The following is a 19588-nucleotide window of genomic DNA, read 5'->3' on the forward strand; positions in this document are numbered from 1 at the left end:
TTAGGGTTGCTATTTGGACATATTGACGTTCAGATCATTTTACGAAACACCACTTGGCGAAAAGGTTTTTTCGACCATTACCAATAAACTTGGATTAAAAGACCGTGATGTTTCCGGCGAGCGGGTGATGGGGCTGGGTTATGTCACCCCCTATCTTCAATGGCTTAAACCACGGGCAGAGAGGTGTTTTGCTTTTATGCCGGCGCGTCAAGGAGCCTGTGTGTGGCCTTCTGCAGAAAAAGTTGCAACGGCTTTGGTATTTGAAGAAGATTTGCCTTTGCCGGATTCTGCTGTTGACCGGATTATGCTCGTCCATTCACTGGAATTTGCCGAAAATGCCCGCGAAATGCTCAGTGAAATGTGGCGTGTATTGGCACCGAACGGGCGCATTATCATCGTTGTTCCCAATAGACGCGGTCTTTGGGCCAGAAATGATCATACACCCTTTGGTAGTGGCCAACCTTATAGCCGTCAGCAATTGTTATTATTGTTACACGAAACCAATTTTAGCGTCGTCAATATTAGCGAAGCGCTCTATTTTTCCCCATCCGGTCGTGCGTTGGCTCGCGGTTTTTCAGCAATTTATGAGCCATTGGCGAGGAACTTTTTTCCGTATTTTGGCGGAATTATCGTCTGTGAAGCCCAAAAACGCCTGTTTCAGGGATTGCCGGTACATCGTCGCCAGTCGCGGCGGGTATTTATACCGGCTCTGTCGCCCCAGATTACCAATCGTAAACCTTCTCATGCTGTCGAAATCAGAAGCGACCACGAGAGTTCGGATTGGTAAAGCCTTGCTTGATTTGTCGCACCGATAGGCAGTACCTAGTTTATTGATTTTGCCGGTGCGAGATAGGAAACGCCCAATGAAATTCCTCTATTTCTCAAAGGGGTTTGCCCTGTTTTATCGGGAAGACCGGCTTTTAACCTGAAGGCTCGTTTTTTAAAGACGCGCTTCTTTTCAGAATTTATCGGTATTTCCCGTTTCGCAACCATGGTACATCCGGCATTTTCTGTGTGGAAAAGCGGGTTTTAGCCTATTTGAGTTCGGACATCCGGTTGATATTGTTGGCAAGCTCGTGAATTCGCTCGTTCACATAGTCATAAATATAACGGGTAATGTCAGGAAACTCCTTGATTAACCGGAGGAATACTGTGCGTTCGATTTCCAAAACTTTTGAATTGGATTGTGCAATAGCTGTAAACGGACGATTGATCTCGGTTACCAAAGCAAGCTCGTTGATGAGCGCATTTCTATTGATGATTTCGATCGGTTGTCCGGAATTGTTGTTTTGCCGGTAAAGATTGACAGTTCCTGAAAGAACGACATAGGCACTTTCGGCAAGTTCGCCTTCTTTGAAAATCATTTCCCCCGAGGCAAATTCCTGTCGCTCGGCTCCGAATATCAACAAGCGCAGTTGTTCCGGTGTCATTTTGTTGAAAAAGTCGAACTTTTTCAATAAAATAATGTCATCATTAATTGCCACCGAAAACTCCCGACTTTCATAAACTGGCCTTTTATTGTGGCCAATCCATTTCATGAGATTTCTTTGGAGCGTAAGCTTAGGTGAATAAACTGTTTGACAGTATTCACCAATGTTTACGGATTCAATCTATAGCCACCGCTATCGGTTATCAAGATTTGCGCATTAGCGGGATCTTTCTCGATTTTTTGGCGGAGGCGATAAACGTGAGTTTCCAAAGTATGGGTGGTTACCCCTGAATTATAACCCCAAACTTCCTCCAGCAGAGTATCACGGCTTACAACACTGTCTCCTGCACGATAGAGGAATTTTATGATGGCGGCTTCTTTTTCGGTCAAGCGGATCTTGCTGCCCTTTTCGTCAATAAGCAATTTTTGTCCGGGCTTGAATGTATAAGGCCCTACCTGGAAGGTTGCATCTTCGCTCTGTTCATGTTGGCGCAATTGCGCACGGATGCGAGCCAGCAAAACAGCAAATCGGAACGGTTTTGTTACATAGTCATTGGCACCGGCTTCAAGACCGAGAATCGTATCCGAATCGGTATCATGACCCGTCAGCATGATGATCGGTGCGCGGAATCCCTCCTGACGCAATTTCTTTACAGCTTCACGGCCATCAAGATCGGGTAGACCGATATCCATAATAATAAGATCTACATTTTCGTTTCTGGCGGTTTCAAGACCTTTTGCAGCCGTACTTTCCTGAAGAACATTGAATTCTTCATGCATTTGTAGTTGCTCTACCAGAATAGAGCGCAGATCCTCGTCATCATCTACAATCAAAAGGGTGCGATCGGTCATTTTCTGTCCTTATAAAAAACGCTATCGGGCGTTATGTAATAATTGCAGTCACAATCACGAAAAACTGAACATCATGCAAGTGCCTTTAATCAGAAATCCGCTAAAAACACCAAAAATTGTTTCGTTTATCGCTGTGCGCAAGAAATGCGGTACAACAACAAAAGGAATCTTGGCAATCGGCCAATATCGTTTTCTGTGCGCTTTGGGCAGAAACGGTTTTTCAGCCCGAAAACGCGAAGGTGACGGCGCAACACCCATTGCTGTTATGCCAATTCTTGGCGGTTTTCAAAAGAATGATTTACATAGTTTACCACATCATGCGTTAATGCTCCAACGTGTAAAATTAACTGACGGATGGTGCGATCAGCCATGGGATGCCAATTATAATCGTCCGGTAAAGTTGCCTTACAGAAATAGCGCTGAAAAACTTTGTCGCAGAGATGAGCTTTATGACATGGTATTGATACCGGATTGGAATATCCGTTGCAGAATTCAAAACAATGGCAGTGCCATTTTTTTTCATCTGGCAAGGCCGGGGTTTGCTCCGACAGAGGGGTGTATTGCTGTCTCGCGGCGCACAATGGAGCGAATCCTGCCTTTTATATCCCGAAAAACAAAAATAATGACATTGGGAACCATAACGAGATCAAAACCTGCAAGTGTACGCGCGAAAAGTCGCAAACGATAATATTCGTTGCTTGATTTGGGCAAGAGCTCCCTCTCCGTTATTGGCCGCGATATTTGACCAGAATGATGTGACCGGCACTTTCTGTTCATTTCGCAATACCCATTGGAAAGCAGCAATAGTGTCGGTGAGATTGAGTGACCAATTCGCAAGATTATTATAGATATTTTGGATAAGTCTATTTTTGAATCGGAAATTCAAAAGATAAATGAATATTCAAAATAGAGTAAATTCCTGAAAATTCTTAGTGCATTTTCGCGTATAAAATAGGTGAGTGAGAAAACTAGTCTATGAAAATACTAATGTTGAATTATCGATATTTTATAGATAAAATTCATCAATAAAATTGATATTTTACATGAAAATTTTTCTATCGGGAAAACAGAATTGAACAGAATGCTGGAGTCACACTCTGCCGGTTCAGTAATCGGATATCTTTGAAAACAAATCACCCTCTGGATAAAGTGCTGGTCGGGAAGTTTCCAAACCCGATGTTTTCACGTGAAACACAAGAACAATAATCCTCAATCGGGATTATAAGGGATAGATGTCGGCTTATCCGACTTAGAAATAGTCGCTTCGATTATTACAGGCTAATTAATATTATTTGTTGGCAAGCGAGCGGCCAATTTCCAGATATTTATCCCAGCGTTCTCTTTTCAGAGTGTCACCATCTTTTTCGGCCATGCCCTTCAATGCCGCTTCGATTACCTGACCGGCTGCGTCAATGGCTTCTTTCTTATTGCGGTGTGCACCGCCCAGAGGTTCAGGAATAATACCGTCAATAATTTTCAATTTATAGAGATCTTGAGCGGTAATGTGCATAGATGTCGCTGCATCTTTTGCCCGTGTAGCATCGCGCCACAAAATGGAAGCCGCTCCTTCGGGAGAGATGACAGAATAGATTGCGTGTTCAAGCATATAAACTTTGTTGGCAGCCGCAATTGCAATAGCACCGCCTGAACCGCCTTCACCAATAATAACAGAAACGACAGGCACTTTTAACCGCAAGGTTTCTGCTGTTGATTGGGCAATGGCTTCGGCTTGTCCGCGTTCTTCTGCACTTACTCCCGGATAGGCACCGGCGGTATCGACAAGGGTAATAACAGGAAGCGAAAAACGATCGGCCAATTCCATGATGCGCACAGCCTTGCGGTAGCCTTCCGGACGGGCAGAGCCAAAGTTGTAGCGCAATCTCGATTGGGTGTCGTAACCTTTTTCTTGTCCGAGATAAGCTATTGCCTGACCATTGAAACGGGCAAAACCTGCTTGAATTGCTTCATCTTCGCCATATTTCCGGTCACCGGCCAGAGGTGTCACATCGGTAAAGAGTTCTTTTGAATAATCCAGAAAATGCGGTCTATCCGGATGGCGCGCAACTTGCGCCTTTTGCCAGGGCGTAAGTTTTTTATAAAGATCGCGCAAGGCCGCTTGTGAGCGTTCTTCAAGACGGGATATTTCATCCCCCATATCGACGCTACCTTTTTCCTGGGCTATTTTCTTCAGTTCGAAGATTTGCCCTTCCAGATCAGCAACCGGCTTTTCGAAATCAAGATAATTATACATCGGCTCCAACTTTTTATGATACCATTTTTGTGGTTTGTTTTAAGCTTTAACGGTGTCTTATAAATAACATAACATTTTCTTTACTCTGCATGAGAGCGCTCGGCAAGCGGGTGATGCTCATTTACAAGACTTTGCAGCTTTTCTTCAAGAACGTGGGTATAGATTTGTGTCGTAGATATATCCGAATGTCCCAGCAATTGTTGGACAACACGCAAATCGGCACCATGCTGTAACAAATGGCTGGCAAAAGCATGGCGGATAACATGTGGTGAAATGTTATGGGCATTGATTCCGGCATCTATTGCAAGAATTTTAAGTTCGCGCGCAACAACTTGTCGCGCAATATAACCCTGTTCGCTATGGGCAGGAAAAAGATAGGGACTGTTGCTATCCGTTGATTTATCCCGCAATTCAAGCCATTTCCTGATTGCTTCCTTGGCTTTTCCGGACAAGGGCACCATTCGTTCTTTTGACCCTTTACCGCGGATCAATATAAAATCCGGCGCACCGCGAACAATCCGGACAGGCATAGTGACAAGCTCGCTGATACGTAAACCTGTCGCGTAAAGCAGTTCGACAATGGTATGAAGCCGCATCGCTTTTTTATGCTCGGCCGCAGTGAAATCGGCACGTTGAGCATTTTTTTCAGCAAGATCACGCAGATTGTCCACCTGTTTTTCGCTGATAATCTTCGGCAAATTCGGGTGTTTGCGCGGGGATAGAAGGTCGCCTGAAGGGTCGTCATTGCGTAAACCTTCTGCATAAAGAAACTGGAAAAACTGACGCAACGTCGACAAACGCCTTGCTTGGGAGGTGGCAGCAAAACCGTCTTTTTGCATGGATGCCAATATTTTCGTAAGTTGATCCCTGCCTGTATCAATAAGAGATGTTCCCGCTCCTGCCAGTTCTTCATTTGCCCATAAAAGATCGCGTCGATAGGCTTCGAGTGTATTTTTCGAGGCGCCGCGTTCGGCGCTCATCATTTCAAGAAAATTGTCGATTGTTGCAGAGAGGTTCATTTATTATCCTTCTTTGTATTCGAAGGCGCGGACATGTCAGGAGTTTCCGGACGGGAAGGCAAATTTCCGGTAGTCTGTCGAGCTTTCCGGAGATTAACATTATTTGAACCGTGGTCCGTCACATCATTCGGCTTTGTGTCAGCCTCTTTGCTATTCTGGTCACTGGACAATTGCCTTTTGTTTTCCTGAACCTTTGGGTTTACCTCGCCATTTGCGGGTTTTTCGTCGCCTGAAACTTGAGACCCTGATACCGGAGACAAAGCGGAGCGATCACGCAAATGCAGATTTTCCGGTTGAATTTCGATTGTTATATCGGTGGTTACCGGTTTTACGATATAAACAAGTCCGACCATTGCAGCATAAACGAGTGCAACCAGAATGGCAAAAGCGATGAATAAACGAGTAAGAGTGGGCATACCGGCGCAAAATTATCCAAAATTGAAAAAGTTTTAAACACTATCATGCCTTATAAAGATTAACAGGGATTGACTTATTCCGAGATAAATGTCGAAACGAAATTATGAAAAGCAGATTTTCAAAAACTGGTCCAATGGCAAAAACCGCGCATCGACTGTTGTCTCATCTCGATGGTCGCTCGCTTGTGCTTGTCGGGCTCATGGGAGCGGGCAAATCCACAATTGGTAAACGCGTTGCGACCATGTTGGAGCTTCCTTTTCATGATGCGGATTACGAGATCGAGCAAGCAGCACGTATGACAATACCGGAATTGTTCGAAAGTTATGGCGAGCCTGCTTTTCGGGATCTCGAACGGCGGGTGATTCTCCGTTTGCTGAAAGAGGGGCCCATGGTGCTGGCTACCGGTGGCGGTGCCTATATGAACGGGGAGACACGTAAAGCCATTGCCGAGAAGGGTATTTCTATCTGGCTTCACGCCGAGCTTGACGTATTGATGGAGCGGGTATCGCACCGTCAAAATCGCCCCTTATTGCAAAGACCTGATCCGCGTGCCTTTATGGAAAAATTGATGGCGGAGCGTTATCCCGTCTATGCTTTATCAGACATTTGTGTAAGCAGTCGGAAGACGCGTCGTGACGTGGTTGCCCGTTCTGTTATACGCTCTGTCGAAAGTTATCTTTCAAAACCTGAAAAACCGCAATAAAAGGCAGCTAAAAATGGAAAATCAGACAGTTCAAGTAACACTGGGGAAACGTAGTTACGATATTCTGATAGGCCCCGGTCTGGTTGTCTCGGCAGGTCACGAGATTGCCCGCCGTTTTCCGGGAAAACGGGTTGTTGTTGTGACAGACGAAAATGTTGCAGCACTGCATTTGGGAATGTTGACGCAAAGTTTGCGTGATGGCGGAATTGATGTGGTTCCGATAGTGGTCAAAGCCGGTGAAAAATCGAAATGTTTCGAAACACTGCAAAATGTAACAAATGATATTCTTGATAATCGTATGGAGCGCGGCGATTTTGTCATTGCATTTGGCGGTGGTGTTGTCGGTGATCTTGCAGGATTTGCCGCCGGAATAGTGCGCCGTGGAATGAATTTTATCCAGATTCCAACGTCCCTTCTGGCGCAGGTTGATTCGTCTGTCGGGGGCAAAACCGGTATCGACACACGTCAGGGAAAAAATCTGATTGGTGTATTTTATCAGCCGAAACTTGTCATTGCCGATACAGAAATTCTCGACACTCTTCCCGAACGGGAATTCAGAGCCGGTTATGCCGAAGTTGCCAAATACGGATTGATCAATCAACCGGACTTTTTTTCGTGGCTCGAAAAAAATTGGCAAAAGATTTTTCTCGGGGGGCACGAACGGATCGAGGCGATAGCCCGCTCCTGTCGTTCAAAAGCCGATGTGGTCGCCCATGATGAACATGAGGCGGGAGAACGTGCATTATTGAATTTGGGGCACACTTTCGGTCATGCCTTGGAAACGGTTACAAATTATGATTCGAATCGTCTTGTCCATGGAGAAGGGGTCTCTATCGGCATGGTTCTCGCACACCAGTTTTCAAATTATCTCGGTCTTTGTCCTGCCGACGTTGCGACACGGGTGGAAACCCATTTGAGTTCTGTCGGTCTTCCTGTGGCTTTGCAGGATGTTCCGGGCGGCGTGCCGGATGCTGCAACATTGATGAAAATTATCGCTCAGGACAAGAAGGTCGAACACGGCAGTCTGACCTTTATATTAACACGCGGGTTGGGCCAGTCATTCATTGCCAAAAATGTGCCGCCAGAAAAAGTATTGGCATTTCTTAAACAGAAACTTGGCGAAAAATGATTGATCGGAGCGGCTATATTGTTTAATGCTTCCACTGCGATGAAGTCTGCGTAGCTCAGCAGGATAGAGCACAGGATTCCTGAATCATTGAAATTGGGCGCCTCTCAAGGAAACTTTTGAAGCGGATCTGCTCAAAGTCGGGGAACGCTTATGACTTTTCAAAGTCATTGCCAATCCCGAGCCAAGCCCTCAAAAAGGGAAGGTGTAGAGACTGGACGGGCAGCACCTTACGGGTTAAGCTGATGGTGAAGGGACAGTCCAGACCACAAACGGTCATAGCGTGTTGACCGGCGGCGAAAGTCGAAGTGGTATGAATCCTGGGGTCGTGGGTTCGAATCCCACCGTAGACACCATCGTCATGATATTATAAAATTATTGTTTATACGAATTATCCGGAAATTGCTCCCCCTTCTTTTTCCCATCTTGAAATCCGGAACACATAGCGGCAATCGCCTTTATTGCAGAGACTAAGATACAGTTATCTCAAGGATAAATTGTTGAAGGCCATTTCCTTCACAGAAGGTAAAATTTTGTTCCGATTATGAGGATTATCTCGTTTGATAGAAAATCGTTCCTTTTATGAAGAATAAATGAAAATAAGGCTTCTTCGCTTTATCTTTTAAAATATTTCCTTTTGATCACCTGCAACAAAAACCTTAATTGCCATTATGTACATAAAACAAATTGTCTATTTTTTTGAACTACGGGAAGTTTCAATATCGAATTTCAATATCTTTTATAGGCGTTCGTTTTCCGAAATCATGGATTGAAAGCATATAATAAGGTTTATAGGCTCTATTTTTGGAAATTTTTATCAAATTGAAACTATGACATAGATCGGAAAGGTAAAATTTTAATAATTTCCTATACGAAAAAAACGATTTTTAGATAATAGTCATAAAAAATAGAATATTAATAAAAAATAAATAAATATAATTCTCTTAAAATAATAAAAAATAAATTTTTGAGGGTTATTGCGTTATACGCGCGTAACGCAATGACAGAACGCTCAGGTTGATTATCATCTTGAATCCTGTATAACTGGTTTTAGGGGTTATGAACGTTTCAACGTTATTTACTGAAAATTAACGTTGTTACATGGCAAGCTATTAACGTTGTCATTCATATGCCGCATGATGTAACCGGTTTTGTTGTTTGCGTATATTTTTGTATTGCTTCATTTCAGGCAGGGAAGACTGATGCGTTTTTTTAAGGTTTTACGGTTTTCGGTCGCGGTACTTATTGCAGTTGCGAGTGTTCTGTTTTTTGCGCTGGCGCCGGTGCAGGCCAAGTCCAATGCGGTTGAACTTCCGGCAATTGTTGTCGATGCGAATACCGGCAATGTCTTGTTTGCAAACCGTGCTGATGAAATACGCCCGCCTGCATCAATCACCAAAGTAATGACGCTTTATCTCGTTTTTGATGCAATACAAAGCGGCCGTCTGAATTGGAATACCGAAATGCCCGTCTCCCGACATGCAGCCAGCAAACCGAGGATGAAGCTCGGTATGCCTGCCGGTTCAAAGCTTTCGGTCCGTGATGCGGTCAATTCCATGATTGTTCTTTCAGCCAATGATGCGGCTGTTGTCGTGGCTGAATATCTTGGCGGGAGCGAAGAGAATTTCGCTCGTGTTATGACCTTGAAGGCAAGAAGCCTCGGTATGCGCAATACCACTTTCAAAAATCCGAACGGGCTCCCTGCACAGGGGCATGTTTCGACAGCCCGTGATATTGCTTTGATGTCGATTGCCATGCGTGAACATTTTCCGCAATATTATCATCTCTTCAGCCAACGTGAATTTGTTTACCGTGGTCAGGTCTATAAAGGCCACAACCGTGTTCTTGACAGGATTGACGGAGCAGACGGGTTGAAAACCGGCTTTACCGGTCTTGCCGGTTTTACCATTACCACCACAATTGCCAAGGACGGCAAAAAACTGGTTATTGTTGTTCTTGGTGGAACGTCGGGTCGCCAGCGTGACGATGTCGTTGTCTTGTTAGCCAATGCTTATATGGATAGTGCAAGCCGCTCGACCAAAAAACGTATTTTTGCCCAATGGAGTGTGGCTCAATCAGCCTGGCGTGGTCAGCCCCAACCGGCAATTGCGCAATCGGGTAAAAGAAACGCGGAAGTCGTAACTGCTTCTGTTAATTCACGTGGTAATCGGGCGGTCGAACCTGCAAAAACAGTTACTGAAACACGGTCTACTATATCCATTCCGGTCAAAAAAACTGTTAAAATGGAAACCGCTCCGACAACCATGGCTTATGCCGATGAAGGCAAAAAGACTGTTACCGATATTTTGAAAAATGAAATTCAGCTAAGCTACATTGTACAGGTAGCAGCACTACCGGATAAAGCTTCTGCCGACGGATTTTTGAAAACGATACAAAAGTCTTTGAAAGATTCGAAAGTCGCTTCGCTTGGACATGTCGAACCAGCCAAAATTGATGGCAAACAAGTCTATCGGGTGCGCTTTGGTTCATTCGGTAGCGAAAGTGAAGCAAATGCTGCATGTGGCAAGATAACAGCGCAAGCATATTCCTGTTTTGTTGTCGCAAACTGAACACAGCTTCCGTCCTGCTGGGTAGAAAACAAAATCGCATTGTAGTTCGCGTGTGTCCTGCTTCTAACCGGCTATTATGACACCGGTTATTATGACATTTGTCATTGTTGTAGCAGTTTTTCTCACGTGTAAAACGGGTTGCGACTGCGCTCCTATGAACACATGTGCCTTGAAACCGTCAAGACTTCGGGCTTTTCTGTCGTCAATCAAAATTCGCGAAGATTCGAACCAATTGATGTGGTGAGAGGAAAGCGGACTTTCACATCAATATTTTATCGGGTTAAATATTGCGACTTCTCCTCAACATTTGAAATCGTCGCCGGATTTTTAAGCGGAAGGATTAGCCGGAATGACCTATAAAAAAGGCGGGGAAAGCCCGCCTTTTCAGAAATAAAATGTGAATTAGGAGAAATTCTTGACTTCTATTATCGATTTTGATTGAACAAAAATCGGTTCATTCCGGCTTTTTGTCGTTCTGCGGTTCGGTTTTTGCCGTTGCTTCTTTTGGTCCGCCCTTGGAAACACCAACCATTGCGGGACGTAGTACACGGTCTCCGATAACATAACCGGCCTGAACAACCTGTTGAACTGTGTTGTTCGGAACATCGGCATTCGGAATTTCAAACATTGCCTGATGAAAATTCGGGTCGAATTTTTGCCCTTCAGGTTCGATTTTTTTGACGCCATTGCGCTCCAGAGCAGCCATCATGGCGCGTTCTGTCATTTCCACGCCTTCTGCCAAAGCATTGAGCCCTGTATCCTTCTCGCGTGCGCCGTCGGGGATCGCCTGCAAAGCGCGGTTGAGATTGTCCGAAACCTGAAGCATATCACGTGCAAAATTGGCAACGGAATAAGCTCTCGCATCGGCAACATCACGAGCCGTACGGCGGCGTAAATTTTCCATTTCGGCAGCAAGGCGCAGAACTTGGTCTTTCAGCTCGTCATTTTCAGCTTGCATGGCTGCAACCGGATCGGCACCTTCATCGGCAACCTGATCATCTTCGACTTCGGCTTTCGCTTCTTCCTTGCGCTGTTTCAAAAAATCATCGGCTGCGCGTTTCAACGCATCTCTGTCAGCCGGATTCTTAATGTCGCGGTTATTGATATCACTTTCAGCAGATTTCTTTTTTTCCTCAGACATAGGATTCCTACTTTTCGATAATAGTTGTTAAATTCGATATCGAAATTTTAGCGAGAAAAATCAAGAGGCAAACCGCAAAAGGAACGCTTAAATAGGTTCGCCTCCCTGCTTTTAACCGATAAATGATAACCGGATGGAAATTTCACGCAATTCAAGCTTTTAGCAGGCTTTCAACCTTTTTTTTATTGCTATTGACTGTGCAGGCTCGAAGCAGTTCGCCAGCTCCCTTATCAAGCAACCGTTCAGCCAGAACTTTGCCCATTTCTTCCACACCATAAGTACAAGTTGTCGCGTAATCGACAATCTGCTTCAAACCGTCAACGCCGGTTACGGTGGCTTTCATGTAAAGCATTGTGTTTTTCCATGTCGAGCAAACACCCACAGGCAAGTTGCATCCGGCATTGAGATATTTCATCAATGACCGTTCTGCATCGGTTTCAGCACGCGATTTCTTGCATTCAATCGCTTTGAGAAGCCGCAAAATATCTCTGTCACCTTGACGGCATTCTATGCCGAGCGCCCCTTGGGCAACGGCATAAGGAAACATTTGCGGGTTGAGACATTCCATGCTGTCTTCAAAAAGACCAAGCCGTTTCAATCCCGCAGCCGCAAGAATTGTCGCATCAATGCCGTTTTTATCAACAGCGCGGCGCAATCTCGGCGGTACATTGCCACGAACCGGCACAATTTCGATATCCGGGAAAAACGACCTGAGCTGGGCGGCACGACGAATGGAACCGGTGCCGATTTTGTGATGATTGCCGCGAATATCGTCAAATTTCAAGCCGCATAGAACATCACGCGGGTCTTCGCGCTTTGGCACAGAGGCAAGAACAAGTCCCTCCGGCTGAACAGTCGGTAGGTCTTTTAAAGAATGGACAACAACATCGACTTCACGGTTCAACAGAGCTTCTTCACCACTTTTGGTGAAAACCCCGACATTGCCAATATCCTGAAAACTTGTGTGCTTATCTTTGTCACCTACACAGCCAAGCAAAACAGTTTCGACTGTTAATGTAGGATCAAGCTCCCGCAAAAGCTTAGCCACACTTTCCGCTTGCACGCGCGCTAACGCACTTTTCCGTGTTCCAAGCCTTATCCGCATAACTCTAAGCCTATTCCATAAATTCCAATAATCAAACTCTACACTCTTTAGAGCGTTTCTAAGAGTATCTAACTCAACTTGCGCATAAAAGAAAGTTCTCTTCGCTTAAATTGTGTTTCGGAGTGCCATTTTCAAATTTTAAGGCAGTTTTTCCTTAAAATGTCGGGAAAAGGAACAAATCATTCTTCACTTTACCTGTTGATTATAACGTTTTTTTGAAGCGATATGTTGCAGGGCGAATACGGAAATTCCGAATTATCTTTGTCCATCCCAGAAAATGATTCTGTGTTTTGCAAAACCGACCATCAAATGCATGATAACGCCAATAAGTGCCAGAATGACAAGAATGGCAAATTGACCGGCAATATTGAACTGCTCGTTGAATTGCATAAGCATTTTGCCCAAGCCCTTTTGGGCACCGACAAATTCGGCAACAATTGCGCCAATCAGGGCAAAGATAATGCCAAGGCCGAGACCGGCAAAAACAAATGGCAGGGAAGCCGGCAATTTTACTTTCAGCAAAATCTGTATTTCGTTGGCACCGAATGCCTTGAGCATCTGGATTTCTTCCCGTCCTGCCGATTGTAAACCGGCAATCACGTTGATAAGCATCGGGAAAAACGAAATAAGTGCGGCCATAACAATTTTTGATGTAATGCCGTAGCCGAACCATTGCAGAAAAATCGGTGCAAGGGCAACGGTCGGTATCGTCTGGAAAGCGATAATATAGGGCAAAAACGCAAGCTGGAAAACGCGAACTTGAGAAATAGCAACGCCAAGAATTGCCGCAAGCACTATGCCGCAAATATAGCCGAGCAAAACTTCAGCCATGGTAACACCGAGATTATCCCAGAAAAGAGTCGACCTTATCAGCCGGACAAGCTGGTAGAAGATGAGACTGGGCGGTGGCAAAAGATAGGTAGGAACCTCCCATAGCCGGACCGATGTTTCCCAGAAGCCGACAACAAGAATAAAAACAACAACAACAAGCAATGCTTGAAGTGTTTTTTCATTTTTAAACATTGCCAGCCTTTCTGCGGTTTTGCCGATTTCTCAATCACAGGATTTGATGGATATGCAACAGCAGTTCAACAATTCATACTAAAATTTTCAAAATGCTGTCTTATTTGACCTAAAATTTTTCCGACCTTTTTATCGGTTAATTCCTGAAGCTCGCGCGGGCGGGGCAGTTTGACATCGACAATTTCCTCGATATGACCGGGACGCGGGCTCATCACCACCACTTTGTCGGCAAGAAATACCGCTTCGGGAATGGAGTGGGTTACAAAAAGTACGGTTTTTTTGCTTTCAAGCCAGATATTTTGCAATTCGCCATTTAAAACTTCGCGGGTCATTGCATCAAGCGCTCCGAATGGCTCATCCATAAGCAGAACTTTCGGGTCACGAATAAGCGCACGGCAAATTCCCGCACGTTGTCGCATTCCGCCTGAAAGCTCGTTGGGCAATTTGTTTTCAAATCCTTTAAGTCCCACCGTTTCCATGAGCATCAAAGCGCGGTCATGGTACTCTCTTTTGTCAAGATGCATCAATTCGACCGGCAAGAGGATGTTTTGCAGGATTGTACGCCACGGAAGTAGTGTAGGGTCCTGAAAAACAAATCCCACTTCCGGCGAAGGACGGGTAACGGCAACGCCGTTAAGCATCACATCACCGACAAAATTGTCCACAAGACCGGCAAGGATTTTAAGTAACGTTGTTTTGCCGCAGCCGGATGGCCCCACAAGTGCAATAAAAGCGCCTTCGGCAATTTCCAGATTGACATTCTTCAATGCATCAATCGTGCCGTCTTTTTTGCTTATATAGCTTTTGTGCAATCCCTTGATAGTGATAAGGGGCTTTTTGATAGACGGCATAGACGTTTTCTCAATCCTTCAGAACGACAGCCTTCGCTTTAAACGGGTTAGTCCTTTTTAACAATTGTCTTGATATCGAAATTATAAATTTCCGGCATCAAGGAATTGCTCCAGACATCCTTTACATGAAGCAGGCGTTCAGTTGAACCTGTTTGATGCGCAAAAGACAAAACTGCTTGCCAGCGTTCATCGGGAATATCAAGCCATTTTCCCCAACTTGCCGGATCCGGTTTGTCAGCCGGTGTCGAATCGGCAAGTGCTATGGCCATAGCTTCGGCCGTATTTTTGGCATCTTGTCCGGTTGGATTATCAGAACCTCCCAGTTCGGGGAATTCTTTAAAAGCAAGTTTCAAGGCGCTATCGGGATAAAGTTTGGTGTAGATCATGCCTTTATAGGCAGCGCGTGCAAAAGCCGAAAGTTCATGCGGCTTGTCATCGAATATTTTCTGGCTTGTGACCATAGTAACGCTGAAAAGGCGGTTCATTTCTTCCGGTCGTTGCAGAAGATCGAATTCAACGCCGTTTTGACGCATAACGGTAAAACTATCCGAATAGCTGTCGACTGCGTCGATATCCCTCGCATTGAGCGCGGCTGCCGCGCGCGCACCTGCACCAACAGGGACAATTGTAACGTCACTTTCTTTCAAGCCGGCAATTTTCAAATTCGCCCGTAAATCTGCATAAGAAGCCGAAGCGAGGCTAATTACGCCCACCCGTTTTCCTTTAAGATCGGCAATGGATTTGATAGTGGAGCCTTTCGGGACACCGATAAAATAAGGCCATCTGACCGTTATTCCGGCAAATGCCTTGAGTGGCACACCTTTATCAACGGCGGCTGCAATATTGGCAGACGACGCATAGGCAATATCGGCCGAACCGGATGCAACTGCCTGAAGAGCTGCTGTGGAGCCATCGGTAAAGAGCAATGTCGGATTGATATTTTCTTCCTCAAAATAGCCGAGTTGTTTGGGTATGGCATAGGTAAATGTCTCTTCCGCCGGCGTTGTAGTGCTGCGGGCGAGCGCCAGAACAAAATGCACAGGTTCGGCAAATCCGGATAGAGTGAAAAATAAAAACGCATTGAGTAGTACAACGGCATGGATGAAAGCTGCTTTCATGGGATGCTCTCCTTTGTACTTTCCGTAAAACAAATGCAGCCCATAAAACAGATGTGACTTGCGGAAAGGGGCGGTCAATGACAGGGCCTATCCGGAAAGTATCCCATCTCTAGCCGATAAGTGCAATAGAGGGTAAGGTTTTACGACATTTAGCGGCGTTTGATTTACATCTATTTGAGAAGTCGCGAGACAAGTTGGGCAGTATAGTCGACCATCGGAACAATACGGGCATAATTCAAGCGGGTCGGTCCAATAACGCCGAGAGCACCAAGAACATGCTGGTTTGAATCGCAATATGGTGCGACGATCAGGGACGAGCCTGATAACGAAAACAGTTTGTTTTCAGAACCGATAAAAATACGAACGCCTGAACCTTCCTCGGCAAGGTCAAGAAGCTGCATCATGCTTTCACGTGTTTCAAGATCGTCAAAAAGATGGCGCAAACGTTCAATATCTTCTGCGGCTTTCACATCTTCCAGAAGGTTGCCGCGCCCGCGCACAATAAGCTGGGTTTTACGGCCCTGATCTTCGCCGCCCCAAACGGCAAGCCCCTGATCGACGAGATGTTGCGACAATTCATCAAGAGCAGCCTTGGTCTCTTCTCTCTGCCTCGAGATTTCGGCTTTGGCTTCACTTAAAGTACGCCCCTGAATATGCGCGTTCAGAAAATTGGTGGCTTCGCTCAATTGTGACAATGTTACCCCTTCGGGTAAATTGACAATGCGATTTTCCACGTCACCGTTTTGGGTTACGAGAACTGCCATGGCGCGCGATGAATCAAGACGCACAAATTCGATATGTTTGAGTGTTCCTTCATTTTTTGTCGACAACACCAGCCCGGCACCGCGTGACAAACCGGATAGAATTTGGCTTGCACCGGTCAAGAATTGTTCAACCGATTGGCTATGCCCTGCTTCTTCAACCTGTGTTTCTATGGCTTTGCGTTCATCTTCCGGAAGGTCGCCAACTTCGATAAAAGCATCCACAAAAAATCTCAAACCCGATTGCGTCGGCATACGACCGGCAGAAATATGGGGCGAGTAGATAAGCCCTAAATGTTCCAGATCGCTCATAATCGTGCGGATGGTTGCCGGCGAGAGGCTTTGTGGTAATTGTCGGGACAGATTGGCTGACCCGACAGGGTCTCCCTCGTTCAGATAAGTTTCGACAATACGCCTGAATATATCGCGGGATCTTTCGTCGAGACTTTTCAATTCATCCGGAATGGCGGCGTGTTTCATCATATTCCTTCAATGATAGAATTTCTTTCCTTCTATATAAGTTTTGCCAAAGATGGGTCAAATGGTCTAAAGATGCTTGAAACAATACTTCACGGAAAGGAAAATTTATGCGTCCGTCCAATCGTGCCAGCAACGAGATGCGCGCCGTTTCATTTGAACGTCATGTGAACAAACATGCCGAAGGGTCATGTCTGGTCAAGTTCGGTGATACCCATGTTTTATGTACCGCAAGCCTTGAAGAACGTGTCCCCAACTGGATGCGCAATTCCGGTAAAGGTTGGGTTACGGCCGAATATGGCATGTTGCCCCGTTCAACTGGTGAAAGAATGCGCCGCGAGGCTGCTTCCGGCAAACAGGGTGGGCGCACTATGGAAATCCAGCGTTTGATCGGCCGTTCACTGCGCGCGGTTGTTGATTTGAAAGCCTTGGGCGAAATGCAGATTACGATTGATTGTGATGTCATTCAGGCAGACGGCGGAACACGCACGGCATCGATTACCGGAGCATGGGTTGCCCTTTATGATTGTCTGGGCTTTATGGAAACGCGCCAGATGGTCTTGCGCAATAAAGTGCTGAAAGACCATGTTGCGGCAATTTCTTGCGGCATTTATCAGGGAACACCGGTACTTGATCTTGATTATGCAGAAGATTCCAATGCCGAAACCGATGCCAATTTTGTGATGACCGGCAAAGGCGGAATTGTTGAAATACAGGGAACCGCAGAAGGTGACCCGTTCAGTGAGGAGCAGTTTTCAACTTTGATGTCTTTGGCTAAAGGAGGCATTCACGATTTGATTGAATTGCAGAAGAAAGTGATAGCTTCCTGAAAGGTGATTATCGATGAGAAAGCTTGAAGGGAAAAAACTGGTTGTTGCAACCCATAATTCCGGCAAACTCAGGGAAATAGCCGATCTTATTGGCCCGTTCGGGTTTGAAACGACATCGGCGGGCGAATTGGGATTGGAAGAACCGGAAGAAACCGGCACGAAATTTGAAGAAAACGCCTATATCAAGGCTTTTTTTGCTGCCAAGTCGACAGGGCTGCCGGCCTTGTCGGACGATTCAGGACTGGAGGCAGATGCTCTTGACAAGGCACCCGGCGTTTATACTGCCGATTGGGCTATTCAATCTGACGGCCACCGCGATTTCGACAAAGCGATGAAAAAAGTTGAAGATGCATTGGAAAAGAAGGGTGCAACAACGCCTGATAAACGGCATGGCCGTTTTGTCTCGGTGCTTTGCCTTGCCTGGCCGGATGGTCATGCGGAATATTTCCGTGGCGAAATCGAAGGCACTTTGGTTTGGCCGCCGCGCGGCAAAAAGGGTTTCGGTTTCGATCCTATATTCCAGCCGGAAGGCTATGACAAAACATTCGGCGAAATGACGGCAGAGGAAAAACATGGTTGGAAGCCGGGTGATAAACATGCTTTGTCCCACCGCGCAAGGGCTTTCAAACAATTTGCCGAAGCGTTACTGGAAAACTGATGGACGAGCCTTTCGGTATTTACGTCCATTGGCCATTTTGTGCCGCCAAATGTCCTTATTGCGACTTCAATTCCTATGTCCGGTTAAAAGGTGTGGATGAAGACCGTTTTGCCAAAGCTTTTGCAAGAGAGATGGCAACAGTGCGTGAATGGACAGGAGCCCATAACGCGACGACTGTTTTTATCGGCGGTGGTACGCCATCGCTGATGTCGCCAAAAACAGTTGAATCATTGCTAAAAAGTATTGATCGCTATTGGCCGATTGTGGACAATGCCGAAATCACAATGGAGGCCAATCCTTCGAGCGTCGAGGCCGGGCGTTTTCATGGTTATCGTTCAGCCGGTGTCAACCGGCTTTCTTTGGGTGTCCAATCGTTAAACGATGAAGAATTAAAGCGCTTGGGGCGCATTCATAATGTCGAACAGGCACGTTTTGCTATTGGTCTTGCACGCGAGATTTTTCCGCGGCTTTCCTTTGACCTTATTTATGCGCGGCCCCACCAGACATTGCAATCATGGAAAAAAGAGCTGGAAGAAGCAATTGATCTCGCAGCCGACCATCTTTCACTTTATCAATTGACCATTGAGGAAGGCACGGGGTTTGACAGGCTCTATAAAGCCGGAAAACTTAAATTGCCGGAGGCGGATTTGAGCGCCGATCTTTATGATCTCACTCAGGACATAACCGAAAGTCACGGCCTTCCGGCTTATGAAATATCCAATCATGCAGCCGCCAATGCACAGTCGCAACATAATCTCATTTACTGGCGCTACCAGCAATATGTCGGTATTGGACCGGGGGCGCATGGCAGGTTCCTTCCTGTTTCAAATGGCGATTTTCCGGATAAGCGATTGGTAACGATAACCGCAAAAATTCCCGAGCGCTGGTTGGAGCTCGTTGAAAAACAAGGTCACGGTATTGTTGAAGAAGAACATTTGACAAAAAGTGAGCAGGCGGAAGAAATGGTCTTGATGGGCCTGCGGCTTGCCGAGGGGCTTGATCTTGCCCGCTACGAGAAACTGGCGAATCGCGGATTGAACCAAAGTAAAGTTGCCGATCTTCAACAACAAGGTCTTGTAGAAATGGTGGGCAATAGCCGCATCCGTGCAACCAAAAAAGGCCGCGTGGTTTTAAACCATATTATCAGCGAACTCGCGTGAGAAATTCTATCCGGTTTTCCGGATTCGATCGGTTTCTATTCAAAGAAAATAGAAAATATCACTTCTATAAAAATTGCTTTTGAATTCATAAAAAGAC

The 19588-nt window shown here is 45.7% G+C and carries 19 protein-coding genes; 8 read left to right on the forward strand and 11 right to left on the reverse strand.

Annotation, left to right across the window (positions count from 1 at the left end):
* The first annotated feature begins 13 nt into the window (after positions 1-13).
* Complete coding sequence (locus tag H3S82_RS01520) at positions 14-787, forward strand: methyltransferase domain-containing protein (RefSeq protein WP_198233400.1); 774 nt, start codon at positions 14-16, stop codon at positions 785-787.
* Between the two features lie 247 nt (positions 788-1034).
* Here H3S82_RS01520 and H3S82_RS01525 read toward each other — a convergent pair whose 3' ends face one another.
* Positions 1035-1484: a cyclic nucleotide-binding domain-containing protein gene (locus tag H3S82_RS01525; protein WP_198233399.1), complete on the reverse strand. Its 450-nt coding sequence runs from the start codon at positions 1482-1484 to the stop codon at positions 1035-1037.
* Between the two features lie 113 nt (positions 1485-1597).
* On the reverse strand, positions 1598-2281 hold the full coding sequence (locus H3S82_RS01530; RefSeq protein WP_077969668.1) for a response regulator transcription factor: 684 nt from the start codon (positions 2279-2281) through the stop codon (positions 1598-1600).
* 73 nt (positions 2282-2354) lie between these two features.
* Here H3S82_RS01530 and H3S82_RS01535 point away from each other — a divergent pair, with 73 nt between their 5' ends.
* Complete coding sequence (locus H3S82_RS01535) at positions 2355-2969, forward strand: L,D-transpeptidase (protein WP_198233398.1); 615 nt, start codon at positions 2355-2357, stop codon at positions 2967-2969.
* Positions 2970-3569: 600 nt separating this feature from the next.
* Here H3S82_RS01535 and H3S82_RS01540 read toward each other — a convergent pair.
* From H3S82_RS01540 to H3S82_RS01550, 3 genes are all read right to left on the reverse strand, one after another.
* Complete coding sequence (locus H3S82_RS01540; protein ID WP_198233397.1) at positions 3570-4532, reverse strand: acetyl-CoA carboxylase carboxyltransferase subunit alpha; 963 nt, start codon at positions 4530-4532, stop codon at positions 3570-3572.
* 80 nt (positions 4533-4612) lie between these two features.
* Complete coding sequence (locus tag H3S82_RS01545; protein WP_198233396.1) at positions 4613-5551, reverse strand: site-specific tyrosine recombinase XerD; 939 nt, start codon at positions 5549-5551, stop codon at positions 4613-4615.
* Positions 5548-5967 (reverse strand): hypothetical protein, encoded by a 420-nt coding sequence (locus H3S82_RS01550; RefSeq protein WP_198233395.1) that lies wholly within the window; start codon positions 5965-5967, stop codon positions 5548-5550. The genes H3S82_RS01545 and H3S82_RS01550 overlap by 4 nt, the downstream gene beginning before the upstream one ends.
* A 134-nt stretch (positions 5968-6101) precedes the next feature.
* Here H3S82_RS01550 and H3S82_RS01555 point away from each other — a divergent pair, with 134 nt between their 5' ends.
* The 3 genes from H3S82_RS01555 (at position 6102) to H3S82_RS01565 (ending at position 10367) form a co-directional block, all read left to right on the forward strand.
* Positions 6102-6671, forward strand: coding sequence for a shikimate kinase (locus H3S82_RS01555; protein WP_246785222.1), 570 nt, complete (start codon positions 6102-6104; stop codon positions 6669-6671).
* A 13-nt stretch (positions 6672-6684) separates the two neighbouring features.
* Positions 6685-7800: a 3-dehydroquinate synthase gene (gene aroB / locus H3S82_RS01560; RefSeq protein WP_198237093.1), complete on the forward strand. Its 1116-nt coding sequence runs from the start codon at positions 6685-6687 to the stop codon at positions 7798-7800.
* A 1199-nt stretch (positions 7801-8999) separates the two neighbouring features.
* Positions 9000-10367: a serine hydrolase gene (locus tag H3S82_RS01565; RefSeq protein ID WP_077969681.1), complete on the forward strand. Its 1368-nt coding sequence runs from the start codon at positions 9000-9002 to the stop codon at positions 10365-10367.
* A 454-nt stretch (positions 10368-10821) separates the two neighbouring features.
* Here the strand turns inward: H3S82_RS01565 and grpE are convergent, their stop codons facing one another.
* From grpE to hrcA, 6 genes are all read right to left on the reverse strand, one after another.
* The gene (grpE, locus tag H3S82_RS01570) at positions 10822-11508 is read right to left on the reverse strand and encodes a nucleotide exchange factor GrpE (RefSeq protein WP_198233391.1); all 687 of its coding nucleotides are present in this window, start codon (positions 11506-11508) and stop codon (positions 10822-10824) included.
* Positions 11509-11659: 151 nt separating this feature from the next.
* Positions 11660-12613: a hydroxymethylbilane synthase gene (gene hemC, locus H3S82_RS01575; protein ID WP_198225518.1), complete on the reverse strand. Its 954-nt coding sequence runs from the start codon at positions 12611-12613 to the stop codon at positions 11660-11662.
* Between the two features lie 255 nt (positions 12614-12868).
* Entirely contained in the window at positions 12869-13636 is a 768-nt protein-coding gene (locus H3S82_RS01580; RefSeq protein ID WP_077969687.1) for an ABC transporter permease, read from the reverse strand.
* Between the two features lie 65 nt (positions 13637-13701).
* A complete protein-coding gene (locus H3S82_RS01585; protein WP_210326718.1) occupies positions 13702-14487 on the reverse strand; it encodes an ABC transporter ATP-binding protein in 786 nt (261 codons plus the stop codon).
* Between the two features lie 47 nt (positions 14488-14534).
* Positions 14535-15605 carry an ABC transporter substrate-binding protein gene (locus tag H3S82_RS01590; RefSeq protein ID WP_198237094.1) on the reverse strand — a complete coding sequence of 357 codons (1071 nt, stop codon included), beginning with the start codon at positions 15603-15605 and terminating at the stop codon, positions 14535-14537.
* Between the two features lie 170 nt (positions 15606-15775).
* The gene (gene hrcA / locus H3S82_RS01595) at positions 15776-16846 is read right to left on the reverse strand and encodes a heat-inducible transcriptional repressor HrcA (RefSeq protein WP_078040279.1); all 1071 of its coding nucleotides are present in this window, start codon (positions 16844-16846) and stop codon (positions 15776-15778) included.
* Positions 16847-16953: 107 nt separating this feature from the next.
* On the opposite strand from hrcA, the gene rph reads away from it, so the two are divergent.
* Genes rph through hemW form a run of 3 tightly spaced genes read left to right on the forward strand, consistent with a single transcriptional unit; the run spans position 16954 to position 19491 of the window.
* The gene (gene rph / locus H3S82_RS01600) at positions 16954-17673 is read left to right on the forward strand and encodes a ribonuclease PH (protein WP_198214323.1); all 720 of its coding nucleotides are present in this window, start codon (positions 16954-16956) and stop codon (positions 17671-17673) included.
* Between the two features lie 13 nt (positions 17674-17686).
* Entirely contained in the window at positions 17687-18331 is a 645-nt protein-coding gene (gene rdgB, locus H3S82_RS01605; RefSeq protein WP_198214322.1) for an RdgB/HAM1 family non-canonical purine NTP pyrophosphatase, read from the forward strand.
* Positions 18331-19491 (forward strand): radical SAM family heme chaperone HemW, encoded by a 1161-nt coding sequence (hemW, locus tag H3S82_RS01610; RefSeq protein ID WP_198232429.1) that lies wholly within the window; start codon positions 18331-18333, stop codon positions 19489-19491. Before rdgB ends, hemW begins: the two co-directional genes overlap by 1 nt.
* Positions 19492-19588 lie beyond the last annotated feature (97 nt).

The sequence above is a fragment of the Bartonella sp. M0192 genome (assembly GCF_016102305.1).
GTDB classification, from domain to species: domain Bacteria; phylum Pseudomonadota; class Alphaproteobacteria; order Rhizobiales; family Rhizobiaceae; genus Bartonella; species Bartonella apihabitans.